We start from the raw sequence: 15,143 nt of genomic DNA, 5'->3' as shown, positions 1-15,143 counted from the left end.
GGAATAGGGAAAAAATGTGGGCGGGTCAAACCGCCCCTTTTTTTGCCTGCAAAAAAGCAAAAAGGCCCTTGTGGGGCCTTTTTTTGGAACGCGGGGGTGATCAGCGTTCGAGGTCTTTGAGCTTGCTGCCTACAGATTTGTTGATGGCGCGATCAAACTCTTCTGCATCAGGCAACGATTCTTTCTTCTCAGTGATGTTGGGCCAGATATCGGCCAACTCTGCGTTCAGCTCGATGAAGTTCTCCATGCCGGCCGGAACCTCATCTTCGGAGAAGATAGCCAAAGCAGGGCATTCAGGTTCGCACAGCGCGCAATCGATGCACTCATCCGGGTGAATCACCAGGAAGTTCGGGCCTTCGTAAAAGCAGTCCACCGGACAGACTTCTACGCAGTCGGTGTACTTGCACTTGATGCAGTTGTCGGTGACGACGAAGGTCATTTCTAATTTTCTCCTCAGGCGCGGCTTGCTGCGCCCCTTCTCGTAGGGGTCGCCAGGTTTGGGAGCGATAGTCTGCAGGCCAGGCTAAAAGCCTGCAGCATCCCAAACCGCGCGAGATTCTAACAGCTTGCAAGCCGCTGCGTTAGATCCGTGTCTTTAGTGTATAGAGCATTTCGAGAGCACGACGTGGAGTCATATCGTCCAGATCGAGTTTTGCCAGTTCATCCAGCACCGGGTGCGGCAGGCTGGCAAACAGATCGCTCTGCATCGGCGCCGCCGGTTTGCCCTTGGCAGGTGCGGGCACCTCATGGGGCAGGGCGGTGTCTTCCAGACGGCTCAAATGCTCGCGAGCACGGGTGATGACTTCACTCGGGACACCGGCGAGCTGTGCAACGGCCAAGCCGTAACTCTGGCTGGCTGGGCCGGGCAGCACGTGGTGCAGGAACACGATGCGCTCGTTGTGCTCAGTGGCATTGAGGTGCACGTTGGCCACCAGTGGCTGGGCTTCCGGCAGCACGGTCAGCTCAAAGTAGTGGGTGGCGAACAGGGTGTAGGCCCGCAGGTGCGCCAGGCGTTCGGCGGCGGCCCATGCCAGGGACAGGCCGTCGAAGGTGCTGGTGCCACGCCCCACTTCGTCCATCAGCACCAGGCTGCGCTCGGTGGCGTTGTGCAGAATGTTCGCGGTTTCGCTCATTTCCACCATGAACGTCGAGCGCCCGCCGGCCAGGTCATCGCTGGAGCCAATCCGGGTGAAGATTCGGTCGACCAGCGACAGTTCGCAACTGGCTGCCGGTACGAAGCTGCCGATGTGGGCCAGCAGCACGATCAGTGCGGTTTGACGCATGTAGGTGGATTTACCGCCCATGTTCGGGCCGGTGATCACCAGCATGCGGGTGTTGTCGTCCAGGCTCAGGTCGTTGGCCACGAACGGCGTGGTCAGCACTTGTTCGACCACCGGGTGGCGCCCCTGGCTGATGCGCATGCACGGCTCGCTGACGAAGCGCGGGCAGTTCAGGTCGAGGTTCAGTGCACGTTCGGCCAGGTTGCTCAATACGTCCAGCTCGGCCAGGGCGCCGGCAGTATCCTGCAGCGGCGGCAACCGGTCGATCAGGTCTTCGAGCAACGCCTCGTACAGCATCTTCTCGCGGGCCAGGGCACGGCTCTTGGCGGATAATGCCTTGTCTTCGAAAGCCTTGAGTTCCGGGGTAATGAAACGCTCGGCGCCCTTGAGCGTCTGCCGACGAATGTAGTCAGCCGGTGCCGACTCTGCTTGTTTGCTCGGCAGTTCGATGAAGTAACCGTGAATGCGGTTGTAACCGACCTTCAGGTGAGACAGGCCGGTGCGGGCTTTTTCCCGGGCTTCGAGGTCGATCAGGAATTGCCCGGCGTTTTCGCTGAGCGACTGAAGTTCGTCGAGTTCGCTGTCGTATCCGGTCTTCAACACACCACCGTCGCGGATCACCGCAGGCGGGTTGTCGATAATGGCTTTTTCCAGGAGTGCCGCCAGGTCCGGATAGGTGCTGGTGATGGTGGCCAGTTGCTGGAGGTGCGGGGCTTCGAGCTCGGTCATTGCCACTTGCAGCTCGGGCAGGGCGCCGAGGGCGTCACGCAAGCGTGCGAGGTCTCGCGGGCGGGCGTTGCGCAGGCCGATCCGCGCGAGAATGCGCTCGATGTCACCGATTTCCTTGAGTTGCGGTTGCAGCTTCTCGAAGCGGTAACGGTCAAGCAGGCACGTGATCGAGCTCTGGCGTGCGAGCAATACTGTCAAATCACGCAGCGGGCGATTCAGCCAACGGGTCAGCAGACGGCTGCCCATGGCGGTCTGGCAGCGATCGACCACCGATTGCAGGGTGTTGTCGCGACCGCCGGCCAGGTTGGTGTCGAGTTCCAGGTTACGACGGCTGGCGCCATCGAGTACCACGGTATCGTCCAGGCGTTCATGGCGCAGGCTGCGCAAATGCGGCAGGGCAGTGCGCTGGGTTTCCTTGGCGTAGGCCAGCAAGCAACCGGCAGCGCCGATGGCCAGGGTCAGGTTTTCACAGCCAAAGCCCTTGAGGTCCTGGGTGGAAAATTGTTGGCACAGGCTCTTGAGCGCCGAGTCACGCTCGAAATCCCACGGCGCACGGCGACGCACGCCACGGCGTTTTTCTGCCGGCAAGTCCTTGGGCCAGTCATCCGGTATCAGCAGCTCCACCGGGTTGACCCGCTCGAGTTCCGCCAGCAGGTTTTCCCAGCCCTTGATTTCCAGCACGCTGAAGTTGCCGCTGGTGATGTCTAGCACCGCCAGGCCAAACAGGCGCTCATCGCCCAGGACTGCGGCAATCAGGTTGTCGCGACGTTCATCGAGCAGCGCTTCGTCACTCACCGTCCCCGGCGTGATAATGCGCACGACCTGGCGCTCCACCGGCCCCTTGCTCGTGGCCGGGTCGCCGACCTGCTCGCAGATCACCACCGACTCGCCGAGCTTCACCAGTTTCGCCAGGTAACCCTCGGCGGCATGGTAGGGAATCCCGCACATCGGAATCGCCTGTCCGGCCGACTGCCCACGGGCGGTCAGGGTGATGTCCAGCAACTTGGCTGCCTTCTTCGCATCTTCGTAGAAGATCTCGTAGAAGTCGCCCATGCGGTAGAACATCAGCTGGTCCGGATGCTGGTTTTTCAGGCGCCAGTACTGCTGCATCATCGGCGTGTGGGAGGACAGGTCGGAAACGGCTTTATTCATCGGATTGTCAGGAAACTCGTTGAAAGAGGTGGGGCAAAAGCGAGGCAACTGCCGGGCTTTTCCGCGATGGGCGCAAGGTTACCATGGGCGGTCGGCCGGACGCAGGCATCGCGGTCGGATGACCGGTTTTGGCAGGCGAAAATATGCAGGTTGGCATTTGTTTTCTTCGAAAATAACCAGCACTATGCGTGTTATGCAAAAACGCAACGTGTCGACTGTCTTAAAAGCACTGCTCGATCAGCACGGGATCTCCCCCACGGAGCTACACCGTCGCACCGGCGTGCCTCAATCCACGCTCTCGCGGATTCTCAGCGGGAAAATCGTCGATCCTTCGGATAAGCATATTTCGAAGATTGCCGATTATTTCGCCCTGAGTACCGACCAATTGCGTGGCCGTGCGGACGTGGCACCGGTGGCCCATGCCGGGCGAGCGCCTGTGCATTCTGAGCTCAAGGACATCAGCTTGTGGGACGACGACACGCCGGTCGACGATGACGAGGTGTCCGTTCCCTTTCTTCGCGAGGTGGAATTGGCCGCCGGATCAGGAAGATTCGTCATTGAGGAGAGCGAGCGCGCTAGCCTGCGCTTCGGCAAGCGAAGCCTGCGCCACAATGGCGTGCAGTTCGACCAGGCCAAATGCGTGACCGTACGTGGCAACAGCATGTTGCCGGTGCTGCGCGATGGCGCCACGGTCGGCGTGAATGCCGGCAAATGCGGTATTGGCGATATCGTTGACGGCGACCTTTATGCGATCAATCACAACGGTCAATTGCGGGTAAAGCAGTTGTATCGCCTGCCCACCGGGATTCGCTTGCGCAGCTTTAACCGAGACGAGCATCCGGATGAGGACTACACCTTTCAGGAAGTCCAGGAGGAGCCGATTGTCATCCTTGGACATGTCTTCTGGTGGGGTATGTACGCACGCTGATAACGCATGTGTTCCGATAAAAACCGCTCCTGCAGCGGTTTTTTTTCGCCCGCTGAAACGTCGGATTGTCTTTTTTCGATGCGTTAACGCATTGACTGAATATGCATTGATGCATAACCTGTTTGCCTACTTATTCAATACGCGGTGTGACCGCCTGCGCAAGGAGGCCTGAAATGACTGCCGAGCAATATGCATTGCTGGACATGCCTCTCTGGCTGCTCATCATCCTGCCGGTGCTCGGGGGTATTAGCGGTGAAATGTGGCGTGCCGACAAAGAGGGTATTCGTGGCTGGCCCCTTGTTCGACGCGTGGGCGTGCGGTCGGGCTCCAGCATGCTATGCGGTGCGTCAGCCATCATGCTGCTGCACGCGGCTGATGTTTCCGTTTGGGCCGCTTGTGCAGGGGGCTGCCTGACGGCGATGGCCGGGACAGATGTGGTGTTAGGGCTGTATGAGCGCTGGGCAGCCAAGCGCATGGGCATCCGTCAGGGCCGGTCCGGCGACGTAGACGATTGAGCCCCCGACAGACCTTCTCCAGAGCCTCTGTTCTTTACATTTTGATCGATCCTGCAACTTGCAAGTGCGGTCTGCTCGTGTACGGTTAACCCATCCCGCCCCATCAGGAGATGACCGTGAAAGTAATCACCCAACTCGCCGCTGACCTTGGCAGGCAATTGCAGTTTCTCAATGCCCATGTTTCCACGGCCGAGTCCTGTACCGGAGGCGGGATTGCCGAGGCGATCACTCGTATTCCGGGCAGTTCGGCTTGGTTCGAGGCCGGTTATGTCACTTACTCCAATCTGCAGAAGAACCTGCAACTGGACGTCCCGGTAGAATTGTTCACCACGGTGGGCGCGGTCAGTCGCGAGGTCGTCGAGGCGATGGCCAGGGGCGCACAGGAAAAAAGCCGCGCATATTTTTCCGTGGCAGTCAGCGGCGTGGCGGGGCCGGACGGTGGTTCGCCGAGCAAGCCCGTGGGCACGGTATGGTTGGCCTGGGGCGTGGGCGAGCGAGTCTTCAGCGAGGTGGAGCATTTCGTCGGTGATCGCGATGAGGTCCGCCGACAAACGGTGAAGGCCGCGCTAGAGGGGCTGCTGCGGTATGCCGCGGCAGAAATCTCAAATCAGGGGTAGGCGATCCGGAATCGCTGTGGAATAATACTGGCTACTTATACAGGTGTTGGCCGTCAGGCCTTATTGATTACGTGAGGACTTTAATGGACGACAACAAGAAGAAAGCCTTGGCTGCGGCCCTGGGTCAGATCGAACGTCAATTCGGCAAGGGTGCCGTAATGCGTATGGGCGATCAGGACCGTCAGGCGATCCCGGCCATCTCCACTGGCTCTCTGGGTCTGGACATTGCGCTCGGCATCGGCGGTCTGCCAAAAGGCCGTATTGTTGAAATCTACGGTCCTGAATCCTCCGGTAAAACTACGCTGACCTTGTCGGTGATCGCCCAGGCTCAAAAAGCCGGCGCGACCTGCGCATTCGTCGATGCCGAACACGCCCTCGACCCTGAGTACGCCGGCAAGCTGGGCGTCAACGTCGACGACCTGCTGGTTTCCCAGCCGGACACCGGCGAGCAGGCCCTGGAAATCACCGACATGCTGGTGCGTTCCAATGCGGTTGACGTGATCATCGTCGACTCCGTGGCCGCCCTGGTGCCAAAGGCAGAAATCGAAGGCGAAATGGGCGACATGCACGTCGGCCTGCAAGCCCGCTTGATGTCCCAGGCGCTGCGTAAAATCACCGGTAACATCAAGAACGCCAACTGCCTGGTGATCTTCATCAACCAGATCCGTATGAAAATCGGCGTGATGTTCGGTAGCCCGGAGACCACCACCGGTGGTAACGCACTGAAGTTCTACGCATCGGTTCGTCTGGACATCCGTCGCACTGGCGCGGTGAAAGAAGGTGACGAAGTCGTCGGTAGCGAAACCCGCGTCAAGGTTGTGAAGAACAAAGTGGCTTCGCCGTTCCGTCAGGCCGAGTTCCAGATTCTTTACGGCAAGGGCATCTACCTCAACGGTGAGATGATCGACCTGGGTGTTCTGCACGGTTTCGTCGAGAAATCCGGTGCCTGGTATGCCTATGAAGGCACCAAGATCGGTCAGGGCAAGGCCAACTCGGCCAAGTTCCTGGCAGACAACCCGGAAGTCGCGGCAAAGCTGGAGAAGCAATTGCGTGACAAGCTGTTGTCCCCTTCGTCGGTAGCTGACGCTAAAGCTTCTGCGGTCAAAGAGACCGAAGACGACCTGGCTGACGCTGATATCTGATCGAAGTGATGACCGCCGTACTCGATACCCTCGTCGCGGTGCGGCGAACTGCAATGGACTTGCTCGCACGACGCGAGCACGGTCGTGTCGAGCTGACGCGTAAACTGCGTCAGCGCGGCGCCCTCCCTGACATGATCGAAACAGCACTCGACCGCTTGACGGAAGAGGGGCTGTTGTCCGAAGCCCGTTATCTCGAAAGTTTCGTTTCCTACCGTGCCCGTTCAGGCTATGGCCCTTTACGCATTCGTGAAGAGTTAGGTCAGCGTGGCCTACAGCGTAGCGATATTGAACTCGCCCTGCGTGAGAGTGGTGTCGACTGGCAGGCGCAACTGGCCGATACCTGGCGGCGTAAGTTCTCCGGGCAACTACCCGAAGATGCCAAGGAGCGTGCGAGGCAAGGCCGGTTCCTGGCGTATCGCGGATACTCCATGGAGATGATCAACCGCCTGTTCAGCGGTCGAGGGATGGACGATTGAACTGAAACGGCCCGCTATTTCGATAGCGGGCCGTTTTTTTATGCCTTACGTAACCTTTGTCGATTCTCGCGTGCGCTGTTGTGCCTGGGGTTTTGCTTGCGTCCAGTTTTCCGACAGGTTGATGTAGTCGACAAGCTCGCGCAGGCGCCCATGATTACGGGCGTTGAAGTTGAAGACCAACCGTGCCAGATGGCTGAACTCGACCTCGTCATGCTCTTCACTGCTGTAGGCGTGCTGGTGGAAGTGGTCGCTCAGGCACAGGTCGGCGAAAGCCTCCTGCATGTGTTCGAGTGCCTGGTCGGTGAGCGTGTGATTCATGCGAATCAGGAACTGATGCTTGAGCCAGCGACTGGAGTGGAAGTTGCTATAGAACTGGTTGATGTGCTCAACCGCGTCTTCAACGTTGTAGACCAAGGTCACCAGCTTCATGTCGGTCGGCAGGATGTAATGGTTTTCCTCCAATTGCTGGTGGATGAAATCCAGCGCGCCCTGCCAGAACTTGCCGCCCGGCGTGTCGAGTAGTACCACGGGCACCAATGGGCTCTTGCCGGTCTGGATCAGGGTCAATACTTCCAGTGCTTCATCCAGCGTGCCGAAGCCGCCTGGACACAGGACCAGCGCGTCGGCTTCCTTGACGAAGAACAGCTTGCGGGTGAAGAAGAAATGGAAGGGCAGCAGGTTGGTCGTGCCGTTGACGGTGGGATTGGCATGCTGTTCGAAGGGCAGGGTGATGTTGAAGCCCAGGCTGTGGGCCAACCCGGCGCCCTCGTGAGCGGCGGCCATGATGCCGCCGCCAGCACCGGTGATGACCATCAGGTCCGAGCGCGCCAGTGCGGCGCCAAGCTCCCGGGCCATGCTGTAGAGCGGATGCTCCATGGGCGTGCGGGCCGAGCCGAATACCGTGACTTTGCGCCGTCCCTTGAATTGTTCCAGTACGCGGAACGCCTGTTCCAGTTCGCGCAGGGCCTGCAGGGTGATCTTGGCGTTCCAGCGGTTATGGTCATCCTGGGCCATGCGTAGCACGGTCAGGATCATATCGCGGTAGATCGGGATGTTGGGGCTATTGGGTGAAATCAGTTTGAGTTGTTCTTCGACCTTGCTGATGAGGTCGTGGCCGCTTGCTTCAAAATGACGGCTCAAGAGGTCATTCGGTTGGTAAGGCATTCAACTTCTCCTTCTGCACAGAACCCTCGGCCCGACATCGCAGGTCGGTGCCACGACACTTCATGTATCGCTGTCTGCCCAAGCCCATGCCTGGGCGATCTTCTTGACTCGATAGGCATCGGGTCAACTTAACAGGCTCTGTTTTTCCCTTGGATGAAAGAAACGTTCGCATCACTCGACATGCCACGGGCCGTCCCTTCCAGCCCAGAAAAAGTCAACGTGGATGGATTGAAATCTAGACCTTAACGGTCAATTGCGCTGCATTGATCATTGCGCCACAAAGTCTTTCCTGGCAACCGCTTATTGACGGTTTGCAAGGTGGTTTCACCGCTCGTCTGAACGTACGCCGCTGTCGCGTCACTCTGATTTACTAAGTAACAGGTGACACACGGCAACTTCGCGTCAAGGGCAAGGCGCACGGTATAAGCGTTTTAAGGATTTATCGCTCAGACAAGAGCGAAGTGCAGGGAGGCGGGAAACCATGGCCAGAGTCGTTCTGGAGATCGATACGCAGCTGTATCGATTGCTGAAATCTTCAGCCGAGGCCAATCATTTGAGCCTCGAAGAGGAGTGCTGCCGGCGATTGCGTGGCGGTGAACGCCGTTCGCATTACTTGCAGGCACTGTTGGCGGAATTGCGCGCCGAAGATGAACAGCGGCGCGCCACTTTCCGTTGATCACTTTTTCTTCTTGGCCGGCTGCAGGCAATCCGATTCCTGGAAGCTGGCGGAGCCCACCGGACGGTTGGTCTTCACCTCGGTGAAGTCGTAACGCATGATAGCGCCCTTGGCCATCAACTTGCGAAACCCTTCGTTGCGGCAGACAGAAGCGCCCAACTGGAAGTACACGGCTTTAGGGTCGGAACGCATCTTATCGGCGTGGCTGCTTTGCACGCTCAAATGATTGATCAGTTGATTACCTTCAACGGTGTAGCCCTGATCGAGAATGTCTTCGTTGATAGCCCGTGGAGTGCCGACGCTGCTTTGTGCGGCGACGTTTTGCAGCATTTTGTTCAGTTCCGTGTCTTTCAGGGACGCGGCCTGAGCGTTGAGGGACGACGCCAGCAAAATGACCGCGGTAGGAACGATAAGGCGCAGCATGAAACTCTCCTGGTTCAGTGATGGGGGTTGGACCCGTCACGTGACTGTGCGTTCAGTGGCGGCGAATTATAGGGGAGGCGGGCTGGACGGTACAGGCTTGCGCCGGGCGCTCTGGTAAACTGCCGGCACTTTCTGCCTATCGAGTGTTTTTCGTGTCGATTTACCTTTCCTGCCGGCGTTGCCCGCGATGAGCCATGCCTCCCCGCGATTTGCCTTGAATGCCGTAGCCCGCTTGCGCGACCAGCGTGAAGACGACGGTATCAAGCCGATCCAGGCCCGCGGCTGGCGTGCTGCGCGTTGCCGCGATTGCCGGGTGATCGAGAGCCACTGCCTGTGCGCATGGCGCCCGCAAGTCGAGACCCGGTCCGGCGTGTGCCTGATCATGACCAACAAGGAAGTATTCAAACCGAGCAATACCGGTTGGTTGATCGCCGATGTGGTGCCAGACAACCATGCTTTTATCTGGTCCCGTACCGAGGTCGATCCGAAATTGCTGGCCTTGTTGTCGGACCCGCAATGGCAGCCATACCTGGTGTTTCCGGGTGAGTACGTCGAGCCAGAACGGGTGACCAACAGCGTGGGTGTCGATGGCAGCAAGCGCCCGCTGTTCATCCTGCTGGATGCGACCTGGACTGAAGCGCGGAAAATATTTCGCAAGAGTCCGTATTTTGACCGTTTGCCGATCCTCAGCCTGCTGCCCGAGAAACTCTCGCGCTATCGGTTGCGCCGCTCGACCCGCAGCGAGCACCTGTGCACGGCGGAGGTGGCGGCGCTGTGCCTCGACCTGGCGGGCGATGTTGCCGCCGCCTCGGCGCTGGACGCCTACTTTGACGTGTTCAGCCAGCATTACCTGGACGCCAAGCATCAACTGGACATGAACGTGTCGACTCCTGCGCACGCCGAGTTGATGCCCTATGTCCAGCCGGGCACCGCGTTGACGGACTGATTGTCGCCCATACTGCAATAAAGTGTACCCGGCCTGCTGCTTGACCACCCCGGCTTCGCTGGGCATGCTTGGCGCCGGTCAGGGTGCGGGCCGAATGGGTAACGCCATTTTTGCGTTGAACGTGCCTTGTCAGTGCAGCTGCGTGGCTGTGCCTCGAGTTGTTTTGGAGAGGCCCGAATGCAGTGGGCGTCCCATGAAAAACAGGATCATTTGAAAAATGGCCACATACGAAATCCTGATTGCCGATGACCACCCGCTTTTTCGCAGCGCCTTGCATCAAGCATTGACCCTTGGCCTTGGCCCGGATGTGCGTCTGGTGGAAGTGGCGAGCATCGCCGAACTGGAAACCCGCCTGACTGAAAAGTCCGATTGGGATCTGGTTCTGCTGGACCTGAACATGCCAGGGGCCTATGGTTTTTCCGGGCTTGTCCTGCTGCGTGGCCAGTACCCGCAGATTCCGGTGGTCATGGTCTCGGCCCAGGAAGAACCGACCATTATGGTCAAGTCGCGTGAATTCGGCGCCAGTGGCTTCATTCCCAAGTCCAGCGACCTGAGTGTGATCCAGAAGGCCGTTCGTGCGGTGCTCGATGGCGACGTGTTCTGGCCGCCTCAGGCCTTCGAAGCGGTCAGCGTTTCTGACGAGGCCAAGGCGGCCAGCGAAGGCCTTGCCAGCCTGACGCCGCAGCAGTTCAGGGTGCTGACCATGGTCTGCGAAGGGCTGCTGAACAAGCAGATCGCCTACGAGCTGAGCGTTTCCGAGGCAACGATCAAAGCGCACGTCACGGCGATTTTCCGTAAACTGAACGTGCGGACCCGGACCCAGGCCGCGCTGCTCTTGCAACAACTTGAGTCAATTTCCAGCCATTGAAGGCTGGCAACTTCACGCTTTTTTGACTTTGGTTGAACTAGCTTTCCCACTTCTTTTTTTGTCAGTTGCCCACTCTATGTCACCTTTCAAAGGCCAGACCGGCCTGAAACGTATCCTCAATGCCTCCGGTTATTCGCTGGACGGCCTGCGCGCAGCCTTCACCGGTGAAGCGGCTTTTCGCCAACTGGTGTTGCTCAATGTCATCCTGATTCCACTGTCGTTCTTCCTGAACGTCAGCCGGGTCGAGCAAGCGTTGCTGATCGCTGTGTGCCTGCTGGCATTGATCGTCGAGCTGCTCAACTCGGCCGTGGAAGCGGCCATCGACCGCATTTCCCTTGAGCTGCACCCGCTGTCGAAGAATGCCAAGGACATGGGCAGCGCCGCCCAGTTCGTGGCTTTGAGCATGATTGCCCTGGTATGGGCGGTGATCCTGCTTTAAGCGATGGCCGGCAGGACGATCTCGTCGCTGCGCTGAACCCCGGCGGTGAAGGCGCGGCACAGTTCGAGGAATTCGCGCATCGCCGAGGTCTGGTATTTCTGTTTATGCCAGATGAAGTAGAACTGTCGCGCCAGGTCCAGATCCGGCGTTTCGACAGGCACCAGGCTGCCGCGGCGGAACGCGTCGCGCAAAGCCAGCCTGGAGATACAGCCAATCCCCAAACCTGACTCCACCGCGCGTTTGATCGCTTCGGTGTGTTCCAGCTCCAGGCGGATGTTCAACGACGTGCGGTGATGACGCATCGCCTGATCGAAGGTCAGGCGGGTGCCCGAGCCTTGTTCGCGCAAGATCCAGGCTTCGTGGCTCAACTCCTCCATGGTCGCTGTGCCGCGTTTGGCCAGTGGGTGTTGCGGGGCGCAAAACACCACCAGCTCGTCTTCGACCCAGCTCTGCACTTCGATGTCCGGGTGGCTGCAATCGCCTTCGATTAGACCCAGATCAATTTCATAGTGCGCCACTTGTTGCACGATATTGGCAGTGTTCTGCACGTGCAATTTGACCTGGCTCTCGGGATGGCGCTGCATGAAGCCGCCGATCAGCAGGGTGGCCAGGTAATTGCCGATGGTCAGGGTCGCGCCCACCGCCAGCGAGCCGAAGCCGGACTTGCCGTTGAGCAGGTCTTCGATTTCCTTGGCCTGGTCCAGCAAGGCCACTGCTTGGGGCAGCAGCTGTTTGCCGAGGGCGTTGAGGCTCAGCCGTTTGCCGGCGCGGTCGAACAGCTGGCAGCTGCACTGGCGCTCAAGCTCGGTGATCGAGGTGCTCGCCGCCGACTGCGAGAGGTTGAGCAGGCCCGCGGCACGGGATACGCTTTCCTGCTGGGCGACGGCGACGAAGACTTGAAGTTGACGTAGAGTAAATCGCATATCGATATAACCGATAACCCTTATCTTAATAATCCATTTAACAGATATTGTCTCTGCCTTTAGAATGCGTTGCAATTGCGCAGAGCTGGCTTTTTTGCAGAGCACACCGAAGACGCGCAGACAAATCTCCAGGAGTCCCACGTACATGAGCAACATGAACCACGAGCGTGTCCTCAGTGTTCATCACTGGAACGACACTCTGTTCAGCTTCAAGTGCACCCGCGACCCGGGCCTGCGCTTCGAGAACGGTCAGTTCGTGATGATCGGCCTGCAACAGCCCAACGGCCGCCCGCTTATGCGCGCTTACTCGATTGCCAGCCCGAATTGGGAAGAGCACCTCGAGTTCTTCAGCATCAAGGTACCCGATGGTCCGCTGACTTCGCAGTTGCAGCACCTGAAGGAAGGCGACGAGATCATCATCAGCAAGAAGCCTACCGGCACGCTGGTGCTGGATGACTTGAAGCCTGGCAAACACTTGTACCTGCTCAGCACCGGTACCGGTCTGGCGCCGTTCATGAGCGTTATCCAGGACCCGGAAACCTACGAGCGTTTCGAAAAAGTGATCCTGTGCCACGGCGTGCGCTACGTCAATGAAGTCGCCTACCGCGAGTTCATCACCGAGCACCTGCCGCAGAACGAGTTCTTCGGCGAAGCTCTGCGTGACAAGCTGATCTACTACCCGACTGTGACCCGCGAGCCGTTCGAGAACGAAGGTCGCCTGACCGACCTGATGCGCAGCGGCAAGTTGTTCAGCGACATCGGCCTGCCACCGATCAACCCGCAGGACGACCGCGCCATGCTGTGCGGCAGCCCGAGCATGCTGGACGAGACCAGCGAAGTGTTGAACAGCTTCGGCCTGAAGGTTTCGCCGCGGATGCGCGAGCCGGGTGATTACCTGATCGAGCGTGCATTCGTCGAGAAGTGACCGCAGGTCACGTGTGGGAACGAGCTTGCTCGCGAAGGTCGTCAACGAAAACGCGTGCTTGCCTGATAAACGCGGTGTTTTCGAGTTCTTCGCTGGCAAGCCAGCTCCTACAGGGTGCCGTGTAGCACAAGGAAAGCCCGCGTGATTGACGCGGGCTTTTTTGTTGCCGGGTTTATGTGACCGGAATCACTTCCAGCACCCGAATCAACTCGGGCGCCGGATAATGCCAACGCACGTCCAGATCCCAGAACTGCGCGCCGTATTCGCGCTCGGGTGCAGGCATTTGGTAAGCCGGGCGTGGATCCTGCGCAAGACATTGCTCGATCAACTCCACCAACGGCTCTTCAAGACGCTGTGCATGCCCGTGAGCCTGTTGCAGTGCTGCGTCCGTCCACTGCACGGGAATCAGCTGAGGCGCGGCACTGGCGATGTTGTTGGAGGCCGAGTCGATGATGTCGGCGTAGGGCACGTAGGGTTTGATGTCGAGAACCGGTGTGCCATCCAGCAAATCGATGCCGGAGATCCACAAGCGATTGGCCTCGACCTTGTCCAGCTTGACCACCGACTGCCCGATGCCATTGGGGCGGTGGGTGGCGCGGGTGGCGAACACGCCCATGGACTTGTTGCCGCCCAAGCGTGGAGGGCGGACCTTCAGGCGAGGCTGTTCTTCCAGGGCCTGGTGGAACAGGAACAGCAGCCACACATGGCTGACCTGCTCGAGGCCTTGCACGGCGTCGCCTTGATCGAACGGTGCCACCAGTTCCAGCACGCCACGGGCGGCGGGGGCCAGTTGTGGCTGACGTGGAATGGCGAACTTCTCCTTGAAACAGGAGCGCACGAAGCCGATGGGGGAAACGCTGTAGGTCATGGTTGGCGGTCGAGACGGGATTAAGGCGGGCATGATAACCCGATCGGTCTTTATTCAGTTGTGCCTGTACCGGCCTCTTCGCGGGCAAGCCCGCTCCCACAGGATTTGTGTGCGCTCAAGAATCTGTGGGAGCGCGGCTTGCCCGCGATGGCCTCACCGCCGATCTCAGAGACTGAATCCACCATCCAGCGGAATGATATTCCCGGTCATGTAGGCCCCGGCGGTGCTCGCCAGGCTGATCGCCAATGCCGCCATCTCTTCCTCGCGACCCCAGCGCTTCATCGGGATCACCGCCGTATCCCGCGCCAAGGCCTCTTCATCATTGCCAATGTGCTGGGTCATCTTGCTCGGAAAGCGTCCCGGCGCGATGACATTGACGTTGATGTGCTGGCTCACCAACTCCCGCGCCAGAATCCGCGACAGCTGATGCAGCGCCGCCTTGCTCGGCCCGTAGGCGTAGGCCTGTTCGCCGAAGGAGGAAATCCCGGCCACCGAACCGATGTTGATGATCCTTGCCGGATTGGCTTCGGAGCCGGCCTTGCGCAGCAACGGCAGGAACTGCTGGATGCAGTTGAACACCGACGTCACGTTGAGCTGCATGACTTTTTCCCAGCCCTTGACCGGATAGCTCTCCAACGGCGCGCCCCAGGTGGTGCCGGCGTTGTTCACCAGAATATCCAGTTGCGGGATCTGTTCGCCCAGGCGCGTGGCCAGTTGCAAAACGCCTTCTTCGGTGGCGAGGTTGGCGGCCATGGCGTGGCAGCGTCCTAGCGCTCCGAGTTCTTCAGCGGTTTGCTGGCAGGCTTCGGCGTCGCGGGCGCAGACGTAGACCGTGGCGCCGGCCTCGACATAGGCCTTGGCGATCATCTTGCCGATACCGCGGGTGCCGCCGGTCACCAGGGCAGTGCGGCCTTGCAGGGAAAAATAGGGATGCATGGCGAATCCTTCAGAGCTGAGGGTCACTACACCCTAGTCGTCAGCCGCGGTCAGCGGAGCCACTATTTTTGCGCGGAATGGGGATTCATATAGACACCTTTGTAGGAGCCGGCTTGCTGGCGATGGCGTTTTGAGG

At 59.2% G+C, this 15,143-nt stretch carries 17 protein-coding genes; 10 read left to right on the top strand and 7 right to left on the bottom strand.

All coding sequences use genetic code 11. The features are described 5' to 3' along the window. Positions 1-100 precede the first annotated feature (100 nt). Entirely contained in the window at positions 101-439 is a 339-nt protein-coding gene (gene fdxA, locus J1D76_RS16215; RefSeq protein ID WP_421139251.1) for a ferredoxin FdxA, read from the bottom strand. A 142-nt stretch (positions 440-581) separates the two neighbouring features. Continuing rightward, on the bottom strand, positions 582-3,161 hold the full coding sequence (gene mutS, locus J1D76_RS16210; protein ID WP_421139250.1) for a DNA mismatch repair protein MutS: 2,580 nt from the start codon (positions 3,159-3,161) through the stop codon (positions 582-584). Positions 3,162-3,354: 193 nt separating this feature from the next. On the opposite strand from mutS, the gene J1D76_RS16205 reads away from it, so the two are divergent. The 5 genes from J1D76_RS16205 (at position 3,355) to recX (ending at position 6,839) form a co-directional block, all read left to right on the top strand. Further along, positions 3,355-4,089 (top strand): LexA family transcriptional regulator, encoded by a 735-nt coding sequence (locus J1D76_RS16205; protein ID WP_421139358.1) that lies wholly within the window; start codon positions 3,355-3,357, stop codon positions 4,087-4,089. Between the two features lie 173 nt (positions 4,090-4,262). After that, a complete protein-coding gene (locus J1D76_RS16200) occupies positions 4,263-4,604 on the top strand; it encodes a phage holin family protein (RefSeq protein WP_421139249.1) in 342 nt (113 codons plus the stop codon). A gap of 116 nt (positions 4,605-4,720) precedes the next feature. Beyond that, positions 4,721-5,221 (top strand): CinA family protein, encoded by a 501-nt coding sequence (locus tag J1D76_RS16195; RefSeq protein WP_421139248.1) that lies wholly within the window; start codon positions 4,721-4,723, stop codon positions 5,219-5,221. Positions 5,222-5,304: 83 nt separating this feature from the next. Then, complete coding sequence (recA, locus tag J1D76_RS16190) at positions 5,305-6,363, top strand: recombinase RecA (protein ID WP_046041172.1); 1,059 nt, start codon at positions 5,305-5,307, stop codon at positions 6,361-6,363. Between the two features lie 8 nt (positions 6,364-6,371). Next, the gene (recX, locus tag J1D76_RS16185) at positions 6,372-6,839 is read left to right on the top strand and encodes a recombination regulator RecX (protein ID WP_421139247.1); all 468 of its coding nucleotides are present in this window, start codon (positions 6,372-6,374) and stop codon (positions 6,837-6,839) included. Positions 6,840-6,884: 45 nt separating this feature from the next. Here the strand turns inward: recX and J1D76_RS16180 are convergent, their stop codons facing one another. After that, a complete protein-coding gene (locus J1D76_RS16180; RefSeq protein ID WP_421139246.1) occupies positions 6,885-8,003 on the bottom strand; it encodes a TIGR00730 family Rossman fold protein in 1,119 nt (372 codons plus the stop codon). A gap of 481 nt (positions 8,004-8,484) precedes the next feature. On the opposite strand from J1D76_RS16180, the gene J1D76_RS16175 reads away from it, so the two are divergent. Further along, entirely contained in the window at positions 8,485-8,679 is a 195-nt protein-coding gene (locus J1D76_RS16175; RefSeq protein ID WP_421139245.1) for a hypothetical protein, read from the top strand. Here J1D76_RS16175 and J1D76_RS16170 read toward each other — a convergent pair whose 3' ends face one another. Further along, the gene (locus tag J1D76_RS16170) at positions 8,680-9,102 is read right to left on the bottom strand and encodes a quorum-sensing-regulated virulence factor family protein (protein WP_421139244.1); all 423 of its coding nucleotides are present in this window, start codon (positions 9,100-9,102) and stop codon (positions 8,680-8,682) included. Between the two features lie 187 nt (positions 9,103-9,289). Here J1D76_RS16170 and J1D76_RS16165 point away from each other — a divergent pair, with 187 nt between their 5' ends. The 3 genes from J1D76_RS16165 to J1D76_RS16155 all read left to right on the top strand — a co-directional run bounded on the left by J1D76_RS16165 (position 9,290) and on the right by J1D76_RS16155 (position 11,355). Then, positions 9,290-10,048: a tRNA-uridine aminocarboxypropyltransferase gene (locus J1D76_RS16165; RefSeq protein WP_421139243.1), complete on the top strand. Its 759-nt coding sequence runs from the start codon at positions 9,290-9,292 to the stop codon at positions 10,046-10,048. Positions 10,049-10,265: 217 nt separating this feature from the next. Then, entirely contained in the window at positions 10,266-10,916 is a 651-nt protein-coding gene (erdR, locus tag J1D76_RS16160) for a response regulator transcription factor ErdR (RefSeq protein ID WP_421139242.1), read from the top strand. 76 nt (positions 10,917-10,992) lie between these two features. Beyond that, a complete protein-coding gene (locus J1D76_RS16155; protein WP_008010143.1) occupies positions 10,993-11,355 on the top strand; it encodes a diacylglycerol kinase in 363 nt (120 codons plus the stop codon). Here the strand turns inward: J1D76_RS16155 and J1D76_RS16150 are convergent. Then, positions 11,352-12,278, bottom strand: coding sequence for a LysR family transcriptional regulator (locus tag J1D76_RS16150; protein ID WP_421139241.1), 927 nt, complete (start codon positions 12,276-12,278; stop codon positions 11,352-11,354). The two genes, J1D76_RS16155 and J1D76_RS16150, sit on opposite strands and share 4 nt — an antisense overlap. A gap of 145 nt (positions 12,279-12,423) precedes the next feature. Here J1D76_RS16150 and fpr point away from each other — a divergent pair, with 145 nt between their 5' ends. After that, positions 12,424-13,203 carry a ferredoxin-NADP reductase gene (gene fpr, locus J1D76_RS16145; protein ID WP_003443014.1) on the top strand — a complete coding sequence of 260 codons (780 nt, stop codon included), beginning with the start codon at positions 12,424-12,426 and terminating at the stop codon, positions 13,201-13,203. 172 nt (positions 13,204-13,375) lie between these two features. Here the strand turns inward: fpr and tsaA are convergent, their stop codons facing one another. Together tsaA and J1D76_RS16135 are read right to left on the bottom strand one after the other, a co-directional pair. Beyond that, the gene (gene tsaA, locus J1D76_RS16140; protein WP_421139357.1) at positions 13,376-14,071 is read right to left on the bottom strand and encodes a tRNA (N6-threonylcarbamoyladenosine(37)-N6)-methyltransferase TrmO; all 696 of its coding nucleotides are present in this window, start codon (positions 14,069-14,071) and stop codon (positions 13,376-13,378) included. 165 nt (positions 14,072-14,236) lie between these two features. Continuing rightward, positions 14,237-15,007 carry an SDR family oxidoreductase gene (locus J1D76_RS16135; RefSeq protein ID WP_421139240.1) on the bottom strand — a complete coding sequence of 257 codons (771 nt, stop codon included), beginning with the start codon at positions 15,005-15,007 and terminating at the stop codon, positions 14,237-14,239. Positions 15,008-15,143: the final 136 nt, after the last annotated feature.

It is taken from the genome of Pseudomonas sp. NFX15 (assembly GCF_049132105.1).
Classification (GTDB): Bacteria; Pseudomonadota; Gammaproteobacteria; order Pseudomonadales; family Pseudomonadaceae; genus Aquipseudomonas.
Note: the sequence above shows the minus strand (reverse complement) of the source record. Positions and strands in the feature narration are given on the sequence as shown.

Bases quoted from the DNA above. Each gene is read 5' to 3' on its own strand.
- fdxA (WP_421139251.1), bottom strand. From the start codon at position 439: ATGACCTTCGTCGTCACCGACAACTGCATCAAGTGCAAGTACACCGAC.
- mutS (WP_421139250.1), bottom strand. From the start codon at position 3,161: ATGAATAAAGCCGTTTCCGACCTGTCCTCCCACACGCCGATGATGCAG.
- J1D76_RS16205 (WP_421139358.1), top strand. From the start codon at position 3,355: ATGCAAAAACGCAACGTGTCGACTGTCTTAAAAGCACTGCTCGATCAG.
- J1D76_RS16200 (WP_421139249.1), top strand. From the start codon at position 4,263: ATGACTGCCGAGCAATATGCATTGCTGGACATGCCTCTCTGGCTGCTC.
- recA (WP_046041172.1), top strand. From the start codon at position 5,305: ATGGACGACAACAAGAAGAAAGCCTTGGCTGCGGCCCTGGGTCAGATC.
- recX (WP_421139247.1), top strand. From the start codon at position 6,372: ATGACCGCCGTACTCGATACCCTCGTCGCGGTGCGGCGAACTGCAATG.
- J1D76_RS16180 (WP_421139246.1), bottom strand. From the start codon at position 8,003: ATGCCTTACCAACCGAATGACCTCTTGAGCCGTCATTTTGAAGCAAGC.
- J1D76_RS16175 (WP_421139245.1), top strand. From the start codon at position 8,485: ATGGCCAGAGTCGTTCTGGAGATCGATACGCAGCTGTATCGATTGCTG.
- J1D76_RS16170 (WP_421139244.1), bottom strand. From the start codon at position 9,102: ATGCTGCGCCTTATCGTTCCTACCGCGGTCATTTTGCTGGCGTCGTCC.
- J1D76_RS16165 (WP_421139243.1), top strand. From the start codon at position 9,290: ATGAGCCATGCCTCCCCGCGATTTGCCTTGAATGCCGTAGCCCGCTTG.
- erdR (WP_421139242.1), top strand. From the start codon at position 10,266: ATGGCCACATACGAAATCCTGATTGCCGATGACCACCCGCTTTTTCGC.
- J1D76_RS16155 (WP_008010143.1), top strand. From the start codon at position 10,993: ATGTCACCTTTCAAAGGCCAGACCGGCCTGAAACGTATCCTCAATGCC.
- J1D76_RS16150 (WP_421139241.1), bottom strand. From the start codon at position 12,278: ATGCGATTTACTCTACGTCAACTTCAAGTCTTCGTCGCCGTCGCCCAG.
- fpr (WP_003443014.1), top strand. From the start codon at position 12,424: ATGAGCAACATGAACCACGAGCGTGTCCTCAGTGTTCATCACTGGAAC.
- tsaA (WP_421139357.1), bottom strand. From the start codon at position 14,071: ATGACCTACAGCGTTTCCCCCATCGGCTTCGTGCGCTCCTGTTTCAAG.
- J1D76_RS16135 (WP_421139240.1), bottom strand. From the start codon at position 15,007: ATGCATCCCTATTTTTCCCTGCAAGGCCGCACTGCCCTGGTGACCGGC.